This is a genomic window from Candidatus Phytoplasma citri, from assembly GCF_002009625.1.
Lineage (GTDB): Bacteria > Bacillota_I > Bacilli_A > Acholeplasmatales > Acholeplasmataceae > Phytoplasma > Phytoplasma citri.
In genome coordinates this window covers 1-23,336 of the sequence record NZ_MWKN01000090.1, presented here as the reverse complement: position 1 = coordinate 23,336, position 23,336 = coordinate 1, and the positions used below count along the sequence as shown (strand labels likewise).

The window sequence follows — 23,336 nt, the reverse complement described above, 5'->3', positions numbered from 1 at the left end:
GGAAAGCGGTGTGCTTGGAAACTTGCTCGCACCGTTTGGACGGGGGCTGATTGTAAATAAAACAGCAAAGATAAATCGCTGCATAAAACGCAATTAGTCTATTCGTATTTGTTAATAAACTTATTAATTTGCTATTAATGATATTTTTATAAATTTATAATTTTACAAGAATTTAAAAAGAATATTTGAATATTTATTAGTGACTAATTTCTAATAATAAATGTTAAAGAAAAAATTAATTTTTTAAATTTATTTTTATTATTTTGTTTTAAATTTATTTAATTAAAAAATATTTCAATTGTAAAGTGGGTTTTTTAATGATATGCAACAAATATATGATATTTTAGTTATAGGTGGCGGTCCAGGAGGTTATGTTGCAGCTATCAAAGCTGCTCAGTTAGGTGCCAAAGTAGCTTTAATTGAGAAACATAAAATAGGCGGAATTTGTTTAAATTATGGTTGTATACCTACAAAAGCTTTTTTAAAAAGTGCTAAAGTTTGGGATTTATGCAAAAATGCTAGTCAATTCGGATTAAATAATATAGAAAATATTTCTTTTGATTGGAAATCTATATTACAACGTAAAGATAAAATTGTGAAAAATTTGACTAATGGAATAGCTTTTCTTTTGAAAAAAAATAAATCAATTGATTTTTATTTTGGTTCAGCAGAAGTTGTAAATGCTTATCAAGTTGTTGTGAATAATCAAATTTTAAAAACTAAAAAACTTATTATAGCGACCGGTTCTCATGCTTTTATACCTCCTATACCAGGAGCTAAAGAATCTTATTTAGATAAATATTTATATACCAGTAAAGAATTAGTACAATTAGAAACCTTTCCTAAAAAAATAATTATCATAGGCGGAGGGATAATAGGTGTTGAATTTGCTACTATTTTTAATAAATTCGGATCTGAAGTGATTATTTTAGAAAAACAAAAATCTATTATTAGTTCAATGGATAACGATATTATAATTGCTTATACTAAAAATCTTAAAAATTCCAATATCAATGTTATGACAGAAGCTAATGTAATTAAGATTGATAAAAATACTGTTTATTACGAATATCAACAAAATTTATGCCAAGAAACAGCAGATATTATTTTGATGGCTGTTGGAACAAAACCTAATTTAATAGGTTTAGATAAATTAAATTTAAATATGGATAGAAATGGTATTTTGACTGATAATTTTTTACAAACTTCTATACCTGATGTATATGCTATTGGAGATGTTAATGGTAAATATATGTTAGCTCATGTTGCAAGTCATGAAGGTATTGTAGCTGTACATCATGCTTTAAATTTAAAAGGTCAAATTAATCCTATTAATTATGATCATGTTCCTTCATGTATTTATAGTTTTCCTGAAATAGCTTCTATTGGTTGCACAGAACAACAAGCCAAAGAACGCAATTTAAATTATAAAATTTCTAAAATGCCTGTTCAAGCAATAGGTAAAGCTCATGCTGATGGTGATTTAGAAGGTTTTGCAAAATTAATTGTTGATAAAAATACACTTCAAATTTTAGGTATGCATATTTATGCTTATAATGCTACAGAATTAATTACCGAAACTGGAGCTTTAATGCATTTTAATGGCACAGCGTATAACGCTGCGGAAATAATTCATCCTCATCCAACTTTATCAGAATTAAATTTAGAAACTTTTTTAGGAGCCGTGGATAAACCTATTCATTTGTAAAGAAAAATATTTTATTTATCTTATTAAAAAATAATGTTTTTATGATAAAAATATTATTTAAGTTTGAATTAAATAAAAATTTTTATATGATTATATAATAGAATATTTTTGGCAAAAAAAGGGGGGATTAACAGATTATAATCCTCCCTTTAATTAGTGATTTTTAATTATAAATATATATATCTTTAGTTATGGTACCAAAAATTTCTAAATATTAAATAATGTTTTTATGAGAAAAATATTATTTAAGTTTGAATTAAATAAAAATTTTTATATGATTATATAATAGAATATTTTTGGCAAAAAAAAGGGGGGATTAACAGATTATAATCCTCCCTTTTAATTAGTTATTTTTAATTATAAATATATATATCTTTAGTTATGGTATCAAAAATGCCTAAATATTAAATAATCTCACTAATTACTAGTACTGATAAAAAATAAACAGTTTCTAAAAGAAAAACATCAGGAACTGCATCTATTCTTAAAAGTTGTTTACGACGAAGTTAATTAGTTCAGAACGTACCTTCGCCGAATAATTCAGTTCTCGAAGATAAGAAGATCGCCCCAAATACAAGGATTAATTTCTTCTTAAAAGAGGAATCAAGATTTGATATTTAGGTTATTAAATTAAATTCATAATGAGATAAAAAAACATTAGTTCGACAATAAAGCGATTTTTTTAGTAATCGGAGATTTAAAACTTAATGGGGGGAGATTATTAAGTAGCTCTCTTAAGAATAAGGAAAACGACCTTGATATCGCGAAAGAAGTGAATATTCAAAAAATAAATTTAAAATTTATAATTTAATGAAAAATTAATTTTAATATATATTTTTAATATATAATAAGTGTTTATCATTATAATAAAAAATAGGATTGAAATATAATAGTAAATAAAATAATTTAATTTATTAAAATTACAAAAATATCAAATATTAGAGTTTCTTTTTTTATATTCGGTGTTTCACTTTTTTCAAAGGATAAAATAAAAGGTATTAATATTTTTAAGATCTTAATTTTATAAAGTTTTTTTAATTTTTTAAATTTAAAAAAGAACATAGGAGTTTTTTGGATTAAATATATGTTATTAATTGATACTCATACACACTTAAATTTAAATGATTATGAAAAAGATTTAAATGAAGTTATAGATAAAGCCAATAATAATGGGATTAAATATTTTATTGTTCCAGGATTAAACGCTCAAACTAATGCAAAAGCTTTTCAGTTGGCTTTAGAATACGAATGTATTAAAATTGCAGTGGGTATACATCCATGCTATTGGCAAAATGAAGATCCTATAACTATTCAACAATATTTGAGATTACCACAAGTTGTAGCAGTAGGAGAAATCGGTATTGATTTATATAGAGATAAAACTTCTTTACATATTCAAAAAAAAAATTTACAAATTCAATTAGAATTAGCTCTTAAATATAATTTACCTGTTATTTTGCATGCTCGAGAAGCTTTTGAAGAAGTTTATCAAGTTTTATTGCCTTATCGAAATAAACTTAAAGGAGTTTTTCATTGTTTAGTAAATAATTTAGAAGAGGCTCAAAAAGCTGTCGAATTAGGATTTTATATAGGTATTGGTGGTATTGTTACTTATAATAATGTTTTAGTAGCTCATGAAGTAGCTTGTAAAATACCTTTAGATAAAATATTATTAGAAACTGATTCTCCTTTTTTAACACCTTTTCCTTTGGAAAAAACAAAACGTAATGAACCTGCTTATTTAAGTATTATTGCTGAAAAGATTGCTTATTTACGACAAATAAGTTTATCCGATGTTATTAATCAAACTACTAAGAATGCTAAAAATCTTTTTTTAATTGATAAATTATAATTTTAAATTCGATATAATTTTTTCATTCAAATTTAATTTAGACAGAAAAGGATAATGAATTTTATATGTTAGATGATTCGAGTAAATTAATAGATATTAAACAAGATTCTATATCTTGGCACGAACATAGAAATAATTATATTAATGCTTCTGAGGTAGCGGCTATTATGGGTTTAAATCCTTTCGAAAGTGTTAAGTTATTATTTAAAAGAAAATTATTTAAAGAGAAAATAGAAGTTAATGAAGCTATGCGTCGTGGACGTCGTTTGGAACCTGAAGCTAGATTTTTTTTTAATTCATTTTTTCAAATGGATTTTGTTCCTGCTGTTTTTGTGAAACAATTCATGTCTGCTTCTTTAGATGGTTGGAATTCAGATTCACGAAGTATTTTGGAAATTAAATGTCCTATTTCCTGTGATACTTCTTCTTGGAAAGATTTTTTTTTGAATGATAAAATACCCAAATTTTATTATGCACAAATTCAAGCTCAACTTTATTGTTCTAATGCTGATAAAGCTTTTTTTTTAGTTTATTATACTTATCAACATTCTAAAGTGAAGGAAGTGTATAGAGATTCAGAATTTATCGATAAAATGTATACTAAATGTTTTAATTTTTATAAATTATTTACCGAAGCTAAGCAAATTTTACAACAATTAGGTGATCTAAAAAAAATGAAGGAATTTATTTAAAAGTTATAAAAAATTAAAAATATAATTTTGTTATTTTGATTATAATTTTGAGATTATTTTTTTAATTTATTTATATTTGGTAATAAAAAATTTATTATTTTTCGGCAAATTTATTTTCAGTTTTATTATGAAACAAAATATAATGATTAAAAAACTTAATAATAATAAATATTTATCTTGTGGTCTGGGATATGCATAAATTTCATTCCAAGCATCATTAATTTGTTTTTTGGTTTGAACATTATATTTATATATATTGTCTTTGCTATTGATATTTATTTTTAAGATATTATTGTTTTCATTAATGTTTTCGTAGGGAGAGTCATATCCCACAAATAAAGCGTTTTGTTTAAGATTACTATTTTTTAATAAAAAATTGATAAAATCATAAGCTCCGATTTTATTACTTCCTTTAGGTAATACTAAGCTATCTACCCAAATATTTGTTTGATAAATATTATTTTCTTGATCATTAAAATCATAGTATTCAAGATTAGGATTTTGTTGCATTAGATATCTAGCATCACCAGAATAAGTAACAGCTATGTCATAACGTTCTTGATTAGTTATGCGCATATTATCTAAAATTTGATCTGTAACAAAAAATAAATTTTTATTTTTTTGCTTTAAAGTTAGTAACCATTCTTTAGCTTTAATAATTTCTGTTGTATTGGCTTGGCTGATGTTACCTTGAGTCGCTTTTAATCCTATAAATATACCTTCAAAAGGATTATTATATAGCGCTACTTTATAATTATTATTTTGTAATATTTGGGTCCAATTTCTACTTATTTGTTCGCGACTTATTTTATTTTTGTTGTATAAAAAACCTAATTTTCCCCAAAAATATGGGATAATATATTCTTTTATATTTTGGGGCAATTTATCTTTTTGAATTTTTTTAAAATTGTTAGTTAATTCGGGATAATTTGTTAATTTATCTTTATCTATTTTATGAAGATAATTATCTTTTAATTGTTCTATAGCGTATTCGCTTAAAATAGCAATATCATAGATATCCCCTGTTTTTATTTTATTTATAGCTATTTCATTTGATGAAAAAAAATTTTGTTTAATAATAAAATTTTTTGATTGCTTGTTATAATCGGAAATAATTTTAGGATCAATATATTCCCCCCAATTAAATAATATTATACTTTGTTTAGCAGAATTTTGAGTTTTAATTCTATATAAATTGGCAATAAAAATTATTGATAGAAATAATATTATACTTATTATTTTTTTTCTAGTATTCATATTGGTTTTTTTTCACAAAATAACAATGAAACATTATTTTTATTAAAATAAATAAAATTAGTAATGAGGATACAGCGTTAATAGTAGGATTAATAGTGCCTTTTAAACTATATATATAAGCTGAGATATTTTGAAAGTCAGAACCTCCTGCAAAATAAGAAATAATAAAATCATCAAAAGATAAAGCAAAAGCTATACTAGCTCCTGCTATTATAGAATTTTTTAATTGAGGTAAAATAATTTTAATTAAAGTTTGATTTGGTGTAGCACCCAAATCATAAGCCGCTTCTATAGTATCTAAATCTAAATTGCAACATTTACTATAAATGGTGATTAAAACATAAGGTACGCTAAAAGATATATGCGATAATAACATACGCCAAAAGCCGTTGTTTAATCTCATAAAACTAAATAAAATAAATAAAGATAAAGCGTTTATTATTTCGGGTATAATGATAGGGAATTGATTTATAGATAAAATAATTTTTTGCCATTTTTTGTTATAATTCATTAAAGAAATAGCTGCTAAAGTTCCGATTACAGTTGATATAATAGTTGATAGAAAGGCTATTTCTAAAGTTACTATTATAGCTTTTTTTACTGATTCATCTTGTATTATTTTGTGATACCATTTAAAACCGAATTTATTGAAATGTATTAATGAAGCTATTCTGCCTTCATTTTCGTTAAAAGAAAAAATTATTAAAGAGATAATAGGGAGATAAATAAAAATTAACATAGTTGTTAAATATATGTATAATAAATTCTTTTTTACATTCATTTTCATAATTATTATTTCCCTTCTTTAGCATATTTGTAGTATTGATTTTTAGGACAAAGTTTTAAGATTATTAACATCAGAATTGTTAAGTTAATAGCTATAACACAAGCGCTTTTAGTTTCATCATTTAAAAATATTTTATTTTCTATTAATTCGCTTATCACCATGACATTTGTAGGTCCTAAATATTTCGGAACAATAATATTAGTGACTATTTGTAATAAAATTAAAATGGTTCCTTCGATAATACCAGGCAATGATAAAGGAAATATAATTTTTTTAAATACTTGTTTTTCATTAGCTCCTAGATCTTGAGCAGCTTCAATCAAACTTTTGTCTATTTTAGAAATATTTAGATAAATAGATAAAAACATATAAGGTAAAAAAAGATATAAAAAACCAATAAACATAGCTATATTAGTTTCTAGTATATTAATGTTTAAGAATTTTTCTGTTAAAGATAAAATTTGCACTAAAGCTTGTGTCTTTAAAATCATATTAATCCAAATAGTACCATTGATTAATAAAATTATTATTGGTTGGATTAAAGGATTTAGTTTTGAAACGCCATATGCTAATGGGTAAGTAATAATAATTACTAAAAAAGTAGCTATAACGGAAATAGAAATAGATCTTATAATAATATAAATAAAATTTAAATTAGTATAAAAATTATAATAGTATTTAGTAGTAAAAACCATTTTAATAATTTTGGTATCATCATATTCTTGAATTGAATCAAAACAAATTATTAATATTGGCATTATAATTAATAAAATTATAACAATTAAATATGGCAAAGCTAACCATTTATAAAATTTATTGGATTTATTTTTAATAATATTTTTCATGTTTAATTTTACCATGTTTCCATAATATGAATGTCTTCAGGATTAAAAGATATTCCTATTTGGGCATTTTTTTCAATAAAATCTGTTGTATGAATTAAATAATGTCTATATTTAGTTTTGATAATGACTTCCCAATAAACTCCTTTAAAGGATATAGAATGAACTATTCCTGTAATTAAACCATCTTTATAATTTACAATATCTATATCTTCTGGTCTTATAACTATATCAACAGGTTGATTTTTTCGAAAACCATAATCTATACAACGAAATTCTTTATTATCAAATAAAACTACAAAATCATCTTTCATAATTCCAGAAATTAGATTTGATTCCCCAATAAATTGTGCTATAAATTTGTTGGCAGGTTCATTATAAATATCCTCAGGATTGCCTATTTGTTGGATAGCTCCTTGTTTGATAACTACTATTTTATCACTCATAGTTAAAGCTTCGGATTGATCGTGTGTTACTACTATAAAAGTAATACCGAAAATTTTTTGCATTTCTTTTAATTCGTATTGCATTTCTTGTCTTGATTTTAGGTCTAATGCTGCTAAAGGTTCATCAAATAAAGCTACTTCAGGTTCATTAATTAAAGCTCGGGCAATAGCTACTCTTTGTTGTTGTCCTCCGGATAGTTGGTAAATATTTCTGTTTTCAAATCCTTGTAAGCCCACTAATTTCAAATAATGTAAAACTTTATTTTTTATAAATTCTTCTTTTGTTATTGAGCATAATAATTTTTGATTAAATTGACTTAATAATAGTTGTTGTTGTTTTTTTATAAGTTCTATTTCTTCTTTTAAATCTAGTTTTAATTTTTGGAGGTCAGGATGTTTTTTATAAAATGGCAACAACGAAAATAAATAATTTTGGTTTAAATTATTTTGAATTATTTTTATTTTTTGTTTATATTTTTGTTTAATGGAATTAATTTTTTGTTTTGTGGTATTGTTGACATTTTTTATTTTTTGTTTCGTTGTGTAATTTAAATCTTTTACTCTTAAACCAAAAGCTATATTTTCTAAAACATTTAAATGAGGAAAAAGTGAATAATTTTGAAAAACTGTATTTATTAATCTTTTATGAGGTGGTACATTTAAAATACTTTTATTTTTGAACAAAATATCACCACTACTGCAAGTATCAAAACCTCCTATAATTTTTAGAATAGTTGTTTTGCCGCATCCTGAAGGTCCTAAGATAGTTACAAATTCATTTGTTTTAATTTTTAAATTAATATCTTTTAAAATTATTTGATTATTTATAACCTTAGTAATATTTTTTAGTTCTATTAAATCGGTCATATATATTTTGATTGTACCTCCCTCTCTTTTGATTCTAATAAAAATTAATTATTTGATAATTTTTTCTAAAAATATTTTAATTATTTATTTGCTAAAATAGCTAAAAAAGCTTGTTGAGGTAATTTAACTTTTCCTAGAGCTCTCATTTTCTTTTTTCCGGCTTTTTGTTTTTCTAATAACTTTTTTTTCCTTGTATGATCTCCGCCATAACATTTATCTGTAACATTTTTTCTTAAAGCTTTTATATTTTCTCTGGTTATAATTTTTTTGCCAAGAGCTGCTTGAATTGTAATTTCAAACATTTGTTTCGGTATTAATTCTTTTAATTTATTGCAAATTATTTTGCCTTTAGTATAAGCGAAATCTTCATGAACTACTAAAGATAACGCATCAACTATTTCAGAATTTAATAAAATATCCATTTTTTTTAATTTACTTTGATAGTAATTTTCCATTTGATAATCAAAAGCAGCATATCCTTGGGTCGCAGATTTTAATTGATCGAAATAATCGTAAATAATTTCTCCAAAAGGTAATAAATATGTTAATATTGTATTTTGATTTTCTAAATATTTGATATTTTGTAAAATTCCTCTTTTATTTTGTGTCAATTTCATTACCGAACCTATGTATTTTTCAGGACATGTTATAAAAGCTTTTATGAAAGGTTCTTCTATTTTTTCGATAGCTTGATTTTGAGGCCATTTTTGTAGGTTATCTATAATAATTTTTTGGTTTTGTTTGGTATAAACATGAAAAATAACTGAAGGAGCAGTAATAATAACTTCTATTTTAAATTCACGAGTAATTCTTTCTTTAATAATATCCATGTGTAATAAACCTAAGCAACCAATGCGAAACCCCATTCCTAAAATATTAGAATTAGATTTTTCGTAAATTAAAGATGAGTCGTTTAATTTTAATTTTTGTAATGCTTCTTGAAGATTAATATATTGTTTGCTGTCAGCAGGATAAAAACCGCAAAAAACTACAGGATTAATTACTTTATATCCTGGCAATGCATGAACTTGAATATTTTTGTTTAAAGTAATGGTATCACCGATTTTTACATCGTCAATATTTTTAATAAAAGCAGTTAAGTAACCTACATCTCCTGTAGTTAAAAAAGGTTGTATAACAGGATTAGGTTGAAAGGTACCTACTTCCATAACATCATAAACAGCTTTACTTTTGATAAAACGTATACGATCTCCTTTTTTAAGCGTTCCATTTATAATTCTGATATGAGGTATTACTCCTTTATAATTATTAAATTTTGAATCAAAAATTAAAGCTTGTAAAGGTGATTGGGGATCTCCTTTGGGACAGGGAATATTTTTTATAATTTTCTCCAAAACATCTTTAATTCCCACGCCTGTTTTTCCGCTTGCTAATATAATGGAATTGATATCGATTTTTAGAAGATTTTTAATTTCTTGTTGAATTTTAGGTATATTAGCATTTGGTGCATCTATTTTATTTATGACAGGTATAATTATAAGTTTATTTTCCAAAGCTAATTTTAGATTTGATATGGTTTGAGATTGTATTCCTTGAGTAGCATCTACTACTAATAATGCTCCTTCGCATGCTGCTAATGAACGCGAAACTTCATATCTAAAATCGCTGTGACCTGGTGTGTCAATTAAATGCATAATATATTCTTTTTTTTGCAAACTATGATATTTTATTTGAATAGCATTTAATTTAATTGTTATTCCTCTTTCTTGTTCTAAAGCCATAGAATCTAAAAATTGAGGTTTCATTTCGTGTTTTAGAACAGTATTGGTTATTTCTAAAATTCTATCAGCTAAAGTAGATTTGCCATGATCTATATGCGCAATAATAGAAAAATTTCTTATTTGTTTTTGTCTTTGTTTGATTTTATCAAAATCCATTTTTTAATACAATCGACTTTCCTTATCATTTATATAATCGTTAAAATTTTGTTAAAGTATTAGTGTATAAATTATGTATTTATTATTATATAATAAAAATATTTTATGTAGATAAATGGGATTTCAAATATTTTATTAATTTATTTTAATTTGTATTGTTTTTATTTTTCTTTACTAAGAATAGATAATTAAGATATCTGCTTTTAGTAATTAAACCTTTTTGATAATTTTCTATTATTTTACATTTTTTTTCTTCAATATGTAAACAATTATTTCCAAAAAAACATTGTCCAGATATAGAATTGAAATCTGGATAGAAATTTTTAATTTCATTAGTTTTTAAATTAGATATTGTTAACTTGGAAAAGCCAGGCGTATCAGCTAAATAACCTTGATGACACATATATAATTGTGAGCTTGTCGTTGTATGTTTACCTTTAAACGAACGAATAGAAATCGGTTGAGTTTTTACTTTAAGAGAAGTTAAATTATTAAATAAAGTTGATTTACCTACACCAGTTTGTCCCGCCATAATAGTTATTTTATTTTTTAATTGTTCAATTATATAATTTATATTATTTTTTTGTTTAGCGTTAATATATATTACAGAATACCATTTTTCGTAATATGAAAGTTGATTTTTTATATATCGGAATTGTTCTTGATTTATTAAATCTTTTTTAGTAAAAATCAATATTATTTTAATATTTAATCTTTGTAGGATTATTAAAAATTTATCTAATAACTTAAAATCTATTTTAGGTTCTGTAAGGGAAAATGTTAATAGCACTTGATCAATATTTACTATATGAGGTCTTTCTAATTCATTTTTACGAGTTTGTATATTTATAATAAAAAAATTATTATATTTAAATTCATATTCTACTATATCTCCTATTTTGATAGGACAATGGTATAGCGATTTAGTTGTTATATTTTTTTGATTAAAATCTTTTATTTTGCCTTTAGGTTGAGCAATTATGGTTTTTTTTGTGATAAATCGATAATAACATATTTATTGATTAAATTTTTAACAACAAGTCCTTTATACAATATAAGCTCCTTTTATGATGATATATAGTATTTTTTTATCTTATTTTTGCTTGAAATTTATTTTTTAAATTATTTTCTATTTGATGGATAATTTGTTCTATTGTAATTTTATTTAAATCATTATTGATATTTTCAAATGTTAAACGAAAAGATAAAGAGTAATATTCTTGATTTGTATTCGGGGTATTAGATTTTGGCATATATACATCTAACAATTCACATTTTCTTAAAATTTTTTGAAAATCTTTTGTTAAGATTTTTAATATTTGTTTAAAATTAAATTTTTTACTTATCCAAAAGCTTAAATCTCGAGTTATATAAGGTAATTTATTAATTTTATTAACAATTATATTATTATTAAAAGATTGTTTTAAAATTAGATCTAGATTAATTTCAGCTATAAAACTTTGGCTTAAATTATTTAGTAAAGTTAATTTTGGATGTATTTCCCCTATAAAACCAATATTTTTTTTATTCATTTGAATATTGGCTTGTGCTCCTGGATGTAAATTCAAATATTTTTTGGTCACTGAGAACGATAAATTGATATTTAAAAAAAGAGCTATTTTTTCTATAACTCCTTTTAAAATAAAGAAAGAACTTTCTATATTTTGTTTTAACCAGTAATTTTTTATTAAATGACCGCTAATACCTAAAGATAAATGTAAAATTTCTTGGTTTTTGTAAAATACATGTGATATTTCAAAAAAAGCATTATCTATATTTTTATTTTTGTGATTAAATTCTAAAACTTCTAACATACTTCCGCTTAAGTTTTGTCTAAGAATTTTTCTTTCTTCATTAATAGGATTTATAACTGATAAATAATTTTGATCCTGATGGAATAAGTTAAAAATTTTTTGATTAATAAGTTTGTATGTTTTTATTTCATAAAATCCTAAGTTAGCTAAAAATTTTTTTAATTTAATTAAATTTTTTGCACATGTGTTATGTTCTGTAAAATGATTGATAGTGGATCGTTTTGTTTTATTATTAAAACCTTTTAATCTAACTAAATCTGCTATTATGTCTTCGGGAGTCATAATATCATAACGTCTTTCAGGAGCTTGTGCCATAAAATAATTTTGAGAAGGTTTAGATATAAAATCTACTTTATAATTTAATTTATTTAATATATTGATAATTTTATTAGAAGATAATTTTAAACCTATTTTTTTATTAATTTCTTTTAATGAAATTCTTATTTTAGGATTATTATGTTGTTTTATTTTTTGAGATGAAATTTTTTTATATACTTTTCCATAAGTTAATTTTTGTATTAAATATGTAGCTTGGTTTAAGGCTTTTTGAATCAAATTTTGATCAATTCCTTTGGTTAATAATAAAGTTTGAGGATTATTTATTTGATGATATTTAGCTATTTTTGAGATGATTTCTATGTTCCAATAACTACTTGTAATAATAATATTTTGAGTTTTATTTGTAATTTCATAATCTGGATTGTTTAAAATATTACTCAAAGAGATAATTTTATTATTATTAGTAATTACTATGTCTTGTTGATGTCTTAAAAAATATGTTTTGTTTATATGGCAAATTTTTTCGTTGGGTTCAGCATTTCTTATTTCGATTTGTTCGTTGGTTAATTTTTCGGCATCAAAAACATTTAATGGTATTCCGTATTCTATCATTATTAAATTAATAATATCCATAATGTTATTAGTAGGTTCTATTTGGTTTGTTATTAATAAATTACGTAACCATAAAGGGCTAGGTTTTACTATCAAATTTTTTATATATCTTAAACTATATTCATAACAATTATCGTTTTTTATATTGATAATGAAAGGATTTATTTTATCTAATTCGTGAGGGTTATTATTGATATTTTGAAAATTAATTAATTGTGGGTTAGATGATTCTAATACAGCATTGAGATCTTTAGCAAATCCTATATGTGATAAAAGATCTACTCTATTAGGAGTTAATGCTAAGGTGATAGCTGAACCTTTTAAATTTAAATATGTTAAAGCGCATTTTCCTACAGGAGCTTGTTCATCTAAATATAATATTTCATTTTTTTCTGATTCTATTAAATTTTTGTGGGATAATTGTAAATCTTTAGCTGAAATTATTTTTTTGTTGTAAATGTTTCTATCATAAATATCTGGATTTTGGTTGTTATTAAAGCTAGAAATAATATTTTGTGATTTTGGCTCTATTAAAACGATAATTTTTTTATTTATTAAAAAATTATCAAAATTAATAATTTGATTTTTATCAATAAATATTATATTTTTGCCAATATCTATTGTAATTATTTGGTTTATAATTTTAATAATTTTTCCAATAATATATTTTTGGTTATTCTTGAGTGTTAATTGAGGATGAATTATTTCTATTTTGTCTACTTCTGTTATATGATTATTAATTAGAAATTTTAAGTTTTTAGGAATAGGTTGGGATAAATATTTTTTTAAAATGTTTTCGTTGATAATCATGATATTTTCTCTTTTTTAATTATTTTTATATATAAATCTTGAATAAAAGATCTTATTATATATCAATTTAATAATGAAAATTGTTTTAAAAATCTTAAATCATTGTTATAAAAATCTCGAATATCTTCTATTTTATATTTTAACATAGCTATACGTTCAATACCCATGCCAAAAGCAAATCCTTGATATTTATTAGGATCAAAACCACCTTGTTTTAATATATTGGGATGTATTAATCCTGCTCCCATAATTTCAAGGTATATTTCTTCTTTATTTTTTTTTGTCAGGATTAAATCTACTTCTAAGCTTGGATTGGTAAAAGGGAAATAAGATGGTCGAAAAAATATTTTTTGTTTTTTTCCGAAAATATGTTTTATTAATAAGGTAATAGTAGTTTTTAAATTTTCCAAATTAGCTGTGTAATCTATTACAAAACCATCTAATTGAGTGAATTGATGACTATGAGTCGCATCATCTTTATCTCTACGATAAACATTTCCTGATGAAATTATTTTTAAAGGTTTATTAGGGTATTGTAACATAGCTTTAATTTGCATTGAAGATACATGAGTTCTTAAAAGTTTTTCTTGTGTTTGATCTAAATAAAAAGAATCTTGCATATCTCTAGCTGGATGATTTTTACTTATATTCATAAGTTCGAAGTTATATAAATCTGTTTCGATTTCTTGGTTTTCATAAATGTTATATCCCATTTTTAAAAAAAAATTTTCCAATTCTTCAATTATTTTTGTTATAGGGTGTAAGCTTCCTGTTGGAAACGAAAAACCGGGCAAAGTAATATCGATTTTTTCTTTTTTAATTTGGTTTTGCAATTGTTTGTTTTCGATTTTTATTTTATTATTTTGATAAACAAAGATAGAATTTTTTTTTAATTCATTTATTTTTTGGCCTAATTCTTTTTTTGTTTTTAAATCACATTTTTTAATATATTTAAATATTTCTGCAAAATATTTATTAAATCGATTATATTGGATATCTAATTGATATAAAGAATTTATTTTGTTTAATTCTTCAATTTTTAATTTAATTTCTTGTTTTAATTTGAATATTTTTTTTTGTAAATGTTCGTTTTTATTATTCATTTTATTAATTTTAATTTCCCTCTTATGCGATAAATATTGAATATTTAATTGATTTAATTTAAATTTTAAATAAACATTAAATTAAAATTAAATTTTTTTAATTTTAATAATTTTTATTTTTAAAATTTTAATTTTCATTATGTGATATTATAATATTATCATAATTACAAATTTAAAGAGTTAATTTTATTATTTTAAGCTTAATATACGAAATAAATTCTTTTATTAATTAGATTTTATAAAATTTTTTATAATTAAAATTATTTTATGTTTAGGAATAAAAATGTAAATATAATATATATATAAATAAGGATATAAAATTAACTTCCAAAAGATTAATATTTTGAGATTAATTAGGGTTTTATGAATATAATTAAAAAAGCTATTTTCATTAAAAGTATTACTAATTTAAAATATCGCCCTCCTCTTAATTTTCCTGAATTTTTATTAATAGGACGCAGTAATGTGGGCAAAAGTTCTTTAATAAATGCTTTAACTAATCATAAAAAATTAGCTTTATTTTCTAAAATTCCAGGTAAAACAATTACTTTAAATTATTTTTTAATCAATAATTCTTTTTATTTGATAGATTCTCCTGGTTATGGATTTTCTAAAAGGAATAAAGCGGAACGTACGAAACAAATGTTAATGCTTAATCATTTTATTACTTATAATAATCAACTTAAAATGATTTTTCAAATAATTGATTTTAATATTGGTCCCACTTTATTAGATTTACAAATGTGTAAAAATTTTGTTAAATATAAAATTCCTATTGTAATTATTTTAAATAAAAAGGATAAAGTGAAAAAAAATCACTTATTATCTCGTATCAAGTTTGTTAAGCAATGCTTTAATAATAATTTTTTTAATATTAAAGATTTTTATTTATGTTCTTGTCGAGATAAATATGGAATTTCAGAAATTATTAGTTTTATGATTAAAAATTTGCATGTATAATAAAAATTATTGTGAAAAATATTTTATAAAAAATATTATATTTTAGTTTTTTACATTTTAAGTTTGTTTGTTAATATTTGTTTTGTAAGTGGTAGAATATTACTACCTATTTATTCTGATTAGGAAATTATAAATGAGAAATTTAAACTATATGAATAATAAATATGATTTTAAAATTATTGAAAAGAATCAATATGTCAATTGGTTAAAATACAAAGAATTACAAAAAAAAAGTAATTTTTCTAATTTGCCGAATTTTACTATTGTAATTCCTCCGCCTAATATTACAGGTAAATTACATTTAGGACATGCTTGGAATAATATTTTGCAAGATAATTTAGTTCGTCGCAAAATGTTAACAGGTTATAATGTTCTTTTTGTGCCCGGTATGGATCATGCTGGAATAGCTACACAAATTAAAATTAAACAAAAATTACAAGAAAAAGGTTTTTGTATTAGTGATTTAACTAAAGATATTTTTTTGAAATATGCAAATGAATGGCAACAAAAATATATGAAAGATATTCGTCAACAATGGCGAGATTTAGGTCTTTTATTAGATTATGATTATGAACAATTCACTTTAAATCCTTCTATAAGTTCTACTGTTGAGAAAGTTTTTGTATCCTTATATAAAGAAGGTTTGATTTATCGTGATTATAAAATAATTAATTGGGATTCTAGTGCTCAAACTACTTTATCTGATACTGAAATTCATGAACGTGAAATTGCAGGAAAATTATTTTATTTAAAATATTTTTTTATCAATGATGGGGGTTTAAGCGATAATTTTATTGTAGTAGCTACTACTCGTCCTGAGACAATTTTTGGAGATCAAGCTATAATGTGTCATCCTGGTGATAAAAGATATCGACATTTTATTGGTAAAAAAGTTTTAGTACCAGGTACTGATTTGATAATACCTATTATTGCTGATAAATATGTAGATATGTCATTTGGTAGCGGATTATTAAAAGTTACCCCTGCTCATGATTTTGATGATTTTCAATTAGGTCAAAAACATAATTTAAAATCGGTTTTATGTATGAATCCAGATGGATCTATGAATCACTTAGCGAAACAATATCAAGGACTAGATCGTTTTGTATGTCGAGAAAAATTAATTTTAGATTTAGATAAACAAAATTTTTTATTTAAAGTAGAAGATTATAATCATTCTATTCGTGTTGCTAATATATCAGGCATTATTATAGAACCACGTCTTTCTTTGCAATGGTTTTTGAAAACTAAAGGATTATCTCAGTTAATTTTAAAAAAACATAAAATTAATTTTTTTCCTAAAAGATTTTTAATATTATTTAACCAATGGTTGACTAAAATAGAAGATTGGTGTATTTCTCGTCAATTATGGTGGGGGCATCCTATTCCGGCTTGGTATAATCAGAATAATGAAATTAAAGTTCAAATAGATGATCCAGGTAATGGCTTTGTGCGTGATTCTGATGTTTTGGATACATGGTTTTCGTCTTCTTTGTGGCCTTTATGTGCTTTAGGTTGGCCTGAAAATCAACAATTATTTCAAAAACATTTTCCAATAGATGTTTTAGTTACTGGATATGATATTTTAACTTTTTGGGTAGTTAAAATGGTTTTACAAAGTATATTTTTTGTAAAACAAATACCCTTTAAAGATGTTTTATTACATGGTTTAATTAGAGATTCTCAAGGCCATAAAATGTCTAAATCTAAAGGTAATGGCCTAAATCCTAAAGATATTATTGATCAATATGGCATAGATTCGTTAAGATGGTGTTTAACGACTAATTCTTCTCCGGGTTTAGATTTTTATTTTGATGTCAATAAAATTATTTCTAGTTGGAAGTTTGCTAATAAATTATGGAATATTGGTTTTTTTATCAAAAATAATCTTAAAATGACGAAAACAGATTTTAGTAAAAACAAATTATTATTACCAGAAAAATTTTTATTAACTAAATTATCAATATTATTAGAAAAAATAGATGTTTTATATGATAAATATGAATTTAGTGTGATAGGGAAATTAATATATAATTTTGTTTGGGATGAATTTGCCAATTGGGGATTAGAATTTTATAAAATTTGTTGGCAAGATATTAAGAAAAATTGTGAATTAATTGTAAATAGTCATAAAGTAATCATTTATATTTGGAAATCAATTTTATTAGTTTTACATCCTTTTATGCCTTTTATTACAGATGCTCTTTATAAAGAATTAGGTTTAGGAAAGTCAATTATTACGGAAAAATTATCTCCTGTGAAATTTAATGATTTAACATCTTTATCTATCTTTGAAGCTTTAAAAAGATTAATTACTAAAATGCGTCAATTTCGTCAAATTAATTCTTTGAATAAATTATTTTTATTGGAATTATATTTAGAAATTCCTGAAACTTATTTAAATGAATTTCAAATAATATTATTCGAAATTAAAAAATGGTTTAAAGCGTGTGATATACAATTAGGAAAGATTTCTCCTTGCGTTAATAAATATAAACTATTGTTTGCAGATCAAAATATTTTTCTTTTTATCAAAAAAGATATATTATTAGCAATTAATCAAAAATCCAATAATAAAAATGTAAATTCTCAAATTAATCAAATTTTATATGAGTTAAAAAGAAGTGAAAATCTTTTGAAGAATGAATCTTTTTTGAATAAAGCTGATAAATGTAAAGTTCAAGAAGAAAAAGAAAAATATACTAAATATTTGTTGCAATATCAAAAATTAATGAATAAAAAATAAATTTAATGTTTAAGTAAATTTTTAAGGTAAATGGTTTTTTATGTTATTGGATATTTCTTATTTGAATATTATTTGGTCAATACCTAAACAAGCAAAAGCAAATGTTATTATTACTCATGGTTTAGGCGAAAGCTCTTATGATTATTTATTTTTAATTGATTTTTTAGTTAAAAATAATTTTAATGTAATTTCGTATGACGTGAGAGGTCATGGTAAAAGTTTAGGTAAAAGAGGAGATATTAAAAATTTTAATATTTTTTCAGATGATTTAGCAAAATTAGTTCAATACGTGAGAAAAATGTATCCTATGAAAATTTTTTTAATTGGTCATAGTATGGGAGGTATTATTGTTAATAATTATATTGTTAAATATAACAATATAGATGGAGCTATTATTAGTTCTGCTCCTAGTAGAGAAATTTCGAATTGTTTATTAAATTATCCTTTTTATGTGTTTAGTTTTTGGCAAAGGAAAAAACTTAATTTTAAATCTTCTAAAATATCACATATTCCTTTAGATACAGATTATCAACCATATCGTTTAGAATCTGTTAGTTATCGTTTATTAAGAAATTTATTAGTTTTAAGTATGCGTTATTTAAAAAAAAATTTTTCTTCTTATGTAACTTCTGTTTTATTGCTGTATAGCATTAAAGATCAAATAATATCTTATAAAAATGGCATTTATCTTTTAGATTCTATTCAATCTAATGATAAACAATTAAAATTATATCAAGAAACATATCATAATTTATTTCATGATATCGAAAAGTTTCAAATTTGTAATGATATTTTAGTTTGGTTAAATAAAAGAATATTATAATTACTAACTGTTTTGATTTTCGAATTTACTATGAGTTGTGTGATAGTTAAAACCGATTTTATTATTGATTATTTAGTTTCAGAACAAATTTTATTAATAATTTGTTTAATATTTTAAATTAATGAGGTAAATTTATGAACAAAGAAGATATTATTAAAATTAGTCGTTTATCTTCGAATGAGATTTGGGATTATTTTCAAATGCAAAAATCAGGTTTAACAACAGAAGAAGTTCGAAAAAGACAATTATTATACGGTTTAAATGTTATGAAGCAGAGTAATCATTTTTCTTTTGGTAAACAATTTATTAAGCAATTTTTTTCGATGTTTGCAATTTTATTATGGATCGCGGGTTTTTTAGCTTTTATTATAAACGAAAAAGCTATTGGTATAGCTATTATTTTGGTTGTAATTATAAATGGTATTTTTTCTTTTTTTCAAGAATATAAGGCGGAAAAAATTTTATCTTCTTTAAGCGATATGATTCCGAAACAAATTCAGGTTTATAGAGATAATAAAATAGAAATTTTAGATACTCAACAATTAACTATAGGAGATTTAATTTTTTTAGAAATGGGTTCTATTATTCCTGCAGATGTTCGTTTAATAGAAGCTAATAATTTTTTTGTCGATAATTCAACATTATCAGGAGAAACTATTCCTTTAAATAGGAATGCTGTTGAAAATGATCAAAATGATAATATTTTCGAAATCCCTAATTTAGTTTATGCTGGTACTACAGTAGCTCAAGGAAGTGCTAAAGGTATTGTGTATGCTATCGGTGAAAATACTCAAATAGGAGAAGTAGCCCGATTAGCTCGTGATATTACCAAAAGCACTAGCACTTTAGAGTTAGAAATACATAGAGTAGTTAAAAGAATTAGTTTTTTAGCATCTTCGTTAGCTGTTTTTGTTTGTTTAATTTGCTTCTGGCGTTTTAAATTTCAAGGGGAATTTAGTTGGGTATCAGCATTAAAATCAGCTATTGTAGTAGCATTAGGTATGTTAGTAGCTAATATTCCTGAAGGTTTGTTACCTACTATTAATTTAAGTTTGGCTCTTGGTACTCAAAGAATGTCAAAACAAAAAGCTCTCATTAAACAGTTATTTTCTGTAGAAACTTTAAGTTCTGCTACAGTAATTTGTACTGATAAAACAGGAACTTTAACAGAAAATCAGATTACTTGTAAAAAATTATTATTTCCTGGAGGTTTTGTTAATATTACTGGCCATGGATTAAAAAAAGAAGGAAAATTTGATAATACTGATGGTGATATTTTAACTCATAATAAAATTATTTCTAAAATATTAATAGCTACTATTATTTGTTCGGAATCTAATTTAATTAATTTGAATGCGGAAAATATTAATATTATTGGTAATCCTACAGAAGCAGCTTTATTAGTTGCAGCTACTAAATATGGTTTAAATATTAAAAATATTCGTGAAAATTTTATTATTGATAAAATTAATCCTTTTAATTCAGAAAATAAAAAAATGAGTGTTTTAGTTCGCAATTTATCTCAAGAATATTATGATATTAATAATAAATATCTTTTTGTTAAAGGTGCTCCTGATGTTATTTTAAATAGTTGTAATTTTCAGTACAAAAATAATAAGGTTAGTGATTTCAAGGATAATGATAAAGATTATTTTGTGAGCCGTAATGAGGAATTATCTAGTCAAGGTTATCGTATTTTAGCTATTGCTTATAAAAAAATAGAAAAATCCGAACAATTAAATAAAGAAGAAGATATGGTATTTTTAGGTTTTGCAGTTAATTTTGATCCTCCTAAAATAGAAGTTCGTCAAGCTGTAGAAGATTTGTTAAAAGCTGGTTTAAAAATTACGGTTATTACTGGAGATTATGGTCAAACTGCCATTTCAATTGGTAAAAAAGTGGGTTTGATTAAAGATGATAATTTTTTAAATATTGATGGCTCTCAATTGGACAATATGTCGGTTCAAGAATTACAAAAAATTTTAAATACTAAACTTCCAATATTTTTTTCTCGTACTACTCCCAAACATAAATTGAAAATTACTGAAGCATATGTAAAAAATAATGAGATTGTTGGAGTTATTGGTGATGGTGTTAATGATATTTTAGCTATGAAAGCTGCTCATATTGGTATTACTATGGGTAAAGGCACTAAAGACGTTGTTTTAAATGCTGCTGATATGATTTTATTAGATAATAATTTTTCCACCATACCAAAAGCGGTAATAGAATCCAGAGCTATTTATGCTAATATTAAAAAATTTATTAGTTATGTTTTTTGTTCAAATATTCCTCAAATTTTCCCAATTATCTTTATGGCTTTATTTAAAATACCACTTTATTTAACTGTTATGCAAATTTTGGCTATAGATTTGATTACAGATTTATTACCTGCTATAGCTTTAGGAGCAGAAGAACCTGAAGAAAATTTATTATCTCAAAAACCTCGAACTTCTAAAGATCATTTATTAGATGCTAAATTATTAAAAAGAAGTTATGGTTTTTTAGGTATTGTGGAAGGTATATTAGCTTTAATATTTTTTTTAAATTATGGAGGTTGGTCTGTAATGCACAAGAATATTCCTTTTAAAATGATTGCCCAACAATCTGAGTTTATTTTCGCTTCTACTATGGCTTTTGGTGCGGTTATTTTTTCACAAATAGGTAATGTTTTTGCTTGTCGATCTGATAAATTTTATTTTTGGCAAACTTTTACAAAAAAAAATAATCTTTTATTTGTTGGTATTTTATGTGAATTAATATTGTTTATTTTGATTTCACAAAATGTAATTGTTTTAAATAATTTTTTTGGCACTACTTTTATTAATTTTAAACATTATTTATATTTAAGTTTATGTATTATAATTATTTTAATTATGGATACTATTTATAAATTTATACATAATATTAAATCGAAGTCGTGAGTATTTAAATCATTGATTAATTTTATATGAAATGAAATAATCTATTTTTTAATTTTGAAGAATTTAAGTATTTATGTAATTTTATTCAATAAATTAAAAAACAATTTTAATGGAGCATAATTTTGAATGTATAAATTAATTGTAGGATTAGGGAATCCAGGAGTAAATTTTAATTTTACTCCTCATAATGTAGGTTTTATGTTGATTGATTATTTATTCAAAGAGTTTCAAAAATCCTTTTTAATTGAAATAAAAAATGATGAATTTAATTTAATTTATCAATTTCATATTGGTAATCAAGGGGTTTTATTGATAAAACCTAAAACTTATATGAATTTATCCGGTTTAGCTGTGAAAAAAATTATAGAAAAATATGAGATTAAATTATCAAATATTTTGATAATTCATGACGAAATTAATTTAAATGTAGGAAAATTTAAAATTAAACAAAATGGTAATTATGGCGGGCATAATGGTATTAAAAATCTTATAGAAGTTTTACAAACACGAAATTTTTTAAAATTAAAGTTAGGTGTAGGTTGCAATTCTAATTTGATTTTATCGCAATATGTTTTACAAAAAATGTGCCAAGAAAATATTGATTTAATTAATTCAAATTTTTGTTTTCTCAAAGGATTAATAGAAATGTTTATTAGTAAAAATTCTTTAGAATCTTTATTTAAAATGGTTAGTAATTTTAAAAAAAATAATTAAGATTAATTACTTTTTGGTAAATTCATTTGTGGAAATAAAATATTAAATAAATATTGACAATATTGATTTTTTAAATTACAATTATTGTGTTACTTTATACTTTTGGAAAAAATAGACCTAAGGTATGTTTTTTGTATCTTTATGTATATTAAGTAAGATCATATAATTGTCAGTTAAAACTACTTCTTTGAAAACTGAAGAT

The 23,336-nt window shown here is 23.1% G+C and carries 16 protein-coding genes; 8 read left to right on the top strand and 8 right to left on the bottom strand.

Annotated elements, in window-relative coordinates; genetic code table 11:
* Positions 1 to 322 precede the first annotated feature (322 nt).
* The 3 genes from lpdA (at position 323) to B2G44_RS02125 (ending at position 4,252) form a co-directional block, all read left to right on the top strand.
* Positions 323 to 1,708 (top strand): dihydrolipoyl dehydrogenase, encoded by a 1,386-nt coding sequence (gene lpdA, locus B2G44_RS02135; RefSeq protein WP_078123181.1) that lies wholly within the window; start codon positions 323 to 325, stop codon positions 1,706 to 1,708.
* A 1,084-nt stretch (positions 1,709 to 2,792) separates the two neighbouring features.
* Entirely contained in the window at positions 2,793 to 3,560 is a 768-nt protein-coding gene (locus B2G44_RS02130) for a TatD family hydrolase (protein ID WP_078123180.1), read from the top strand.
* A gap of 65 nt (positions 3,561 to 3,625) precedes the next feature.
* Positions 3,626 to 4,252 carry a lambda-exonuclease family protein gene (locus B2G44_RS02125; RefSeq protein WP_078123179.1) on the top strand — a complete coding sequence of 209 codons (627 nt, stop codon included), beginning with the start codon at positions 3,626 to 3,628 and terminating at the stop codon, positions 4,250 to 4,252.
* A gap of 66 nt (positions 4,253 to 4,318) precedes the next feature.
* Here B2G44_RS02125 and B2G44_RS02120 read toward each other — a convergent pair whose 3' ends face one another.
* From B2G44_RS02120 to pheS, 8 genes are all read right to left on the bottom strand, one after another.
* Positions 4,319 to 5,509 carry an extracellular solute-binding protein gene (locus tag B2G44_RS02120; RefSeq protein ID WP_078123178.1) on the bottom strand — a complete coding sequence of 397 codons (1,191 nt, stop codon included), beginning with the start codon at positions 5,507 to 5,509 and terminating at the stop codon, positions 4,319 to 4,321.
* Positions 5,499 to 6,296 carry an ABC transporter permease gene (locus B2G44_RS02115; RefSeq protein ID WP_078123177.1) on the bottom strand — a complete coding sequence of 266 codons (798 nt, stop codon included), beginning with the start codon at positions 6,294 to 6,296 and terminating at the stop codon, positions 5,499 to 5,501. The genes B2G44_RS02120 and B2G44_RS02115 overlap by 11 nt, the downstream gene beginning before the upstream one ends.
* Before the next feature lie 5 nt (positions 6,297 to 6,301).
* Entirely contained in the window at positions 6,302 to 7,156 is an 855-nt protein-coding gene (locus B2G44_RS02110) for an ABC transporter permease (protein ID WP_257616381.1), read from the bottom strand.
* Positions 7,150 to 8,451, bottom strand: coding sequence for an ABC transporter ATP-binding protein (locus B2G44_RS02105; RefSeq protein WP_078123175.1), 1,302 nt, complete (start codon positions 8,449 to 8,451; stop codon positions 7,150 to 7,152). Before B2G44_RS02105 ends, B2G44_RS02110 begins: the two co-directional genes overlap by 7 nt.
* Positions 8,452 to 8,531: 80 nt before the next feature.
* Positions 8,532 to 10,349: a translation elongation factor 4 gene (lepA, locus tag B2G44_RS02100; RefSeq protein WP_078123174.1), complete on the bottom strand. Its 1,818-nt coding sequence runs from the start codon at positions 10,347 to 10,349 to the stop codon at positions 8,532 to 8,534.
* A 145-nt stretch (positions 10,350 to 10,494) separates the two neighbouring features.
* A complete protein-coding gene (rsgA, locus tag B2G44_RS02095) occupies positions 10,495 to 11,193 on the bottom strand; it encodes a ribosome small subunit-dependent GTPase A (RefSeq protein ID WP_257616383.1) in 699 nt (232 codons plus the stop codon).
* 244 nt (positions 11,194 to 11,437) lie between these two features.
* Positions 11,438 to 13,864 carry a phenylalanine--tRNA ligase subunit beta gene (pheT, locus tag B2G44_RS02090; protein ID WP_078123173.1) on the bottom strand — a complete coding sequence of 809 codons (2,427 nt, stop codon included), beginning with the start codon at positions 13,862 to 13,864 and terminating at the stop codon, positions 11,438 to 11,440.
* 62 nt (positions 13,865 to 13,926) lie between these two features.
* Positions 13,927 to 14,967, bottom strand: a complete 1,041-nt coding sequence (pheS, locus tag B2G44_RS02085; protein ID WP_078123172.1) for a phenylalanine--tRNA ligase subunit alpha — start codon at positions 14,965 to 14,967, stop codon at positions 13,927 to 13,929.
* 363 nt (positions 14,968 to 15,330) lie between these two features.
* On the opposite strand from pheS, the gene yihA reads away from it, so the two are divergent.
* The 5 genes from yihA (at position 15,331) to pth (ending at position 23,134) form a co-directional block, all read left to right on the top strand.
* Positions 15,331 to 15,927, top strand: a complete 597-nt coding sequence (yihA, locus tag B2G44_RS02080) for a ribosome biogenesis GTP-binding protein YihA/YsxC (RefSeq protein ID WP_180372481.1) — start codon at positions 15,331 to 15,333, stop codon at positions 15,925 to 15,927.
* A gap of 151 nt (positions 15,928 to 16,078) precedes the next feature.
* Positions 16,079 to 18,673, top strand: a complete 2,595-nt coding sequence (locus B2G44_RS02075) for a valine--tRNA ligase (protein ID WP_078123182.1) — start codon at positions 16,079 to 16,081, stop codon at positions 18,671 to 18,673.
* 40 nt (positions 18,674 to 18,713) lie between these two features.
* Positions 18,714 to 19,496 carry an alpha/beta fold hydrolase gene (locus B2G44_RS02070; protein ID WP_078123171.1) on the top strand — a complete coding sequence of 261 codons (783 nt, stop codon included), beginning with the start codon at positions 18,714 to 18,716 and terminating at the stop codon, positions 19,494 to 19,496.
* 134 nt (positions 19,497 to 19,630) lie between these two features.
* Positions 19,631 to 22,420, top strand: a complete 2,790-nt coding sequence (locus B2G44_RS02065) for a cation-translocating P-type ATPase (protein ID WP_078123170.1) — start codon at positions 19,631 to 19,633, stop codon at positions 22,418 to 22,420.
* A 126-nt stretch (positions 22,421 to 22,546) separates the two neighbouring features.
* Positions 22,547 to 23,134: an aminoacyl-tRNA hydrolase gene (gene pth / locus B2G44_RS02060; protein ID WP_078123169.1), complete on the top strand. Its 588-nt coding sequence runs from the start codon at positions 22,547 to 22,549 to the stop codon at positions 23,132 to 23,134.
* Positions 23,135 to 23,336: the final 202 nt, after the last annotated feature.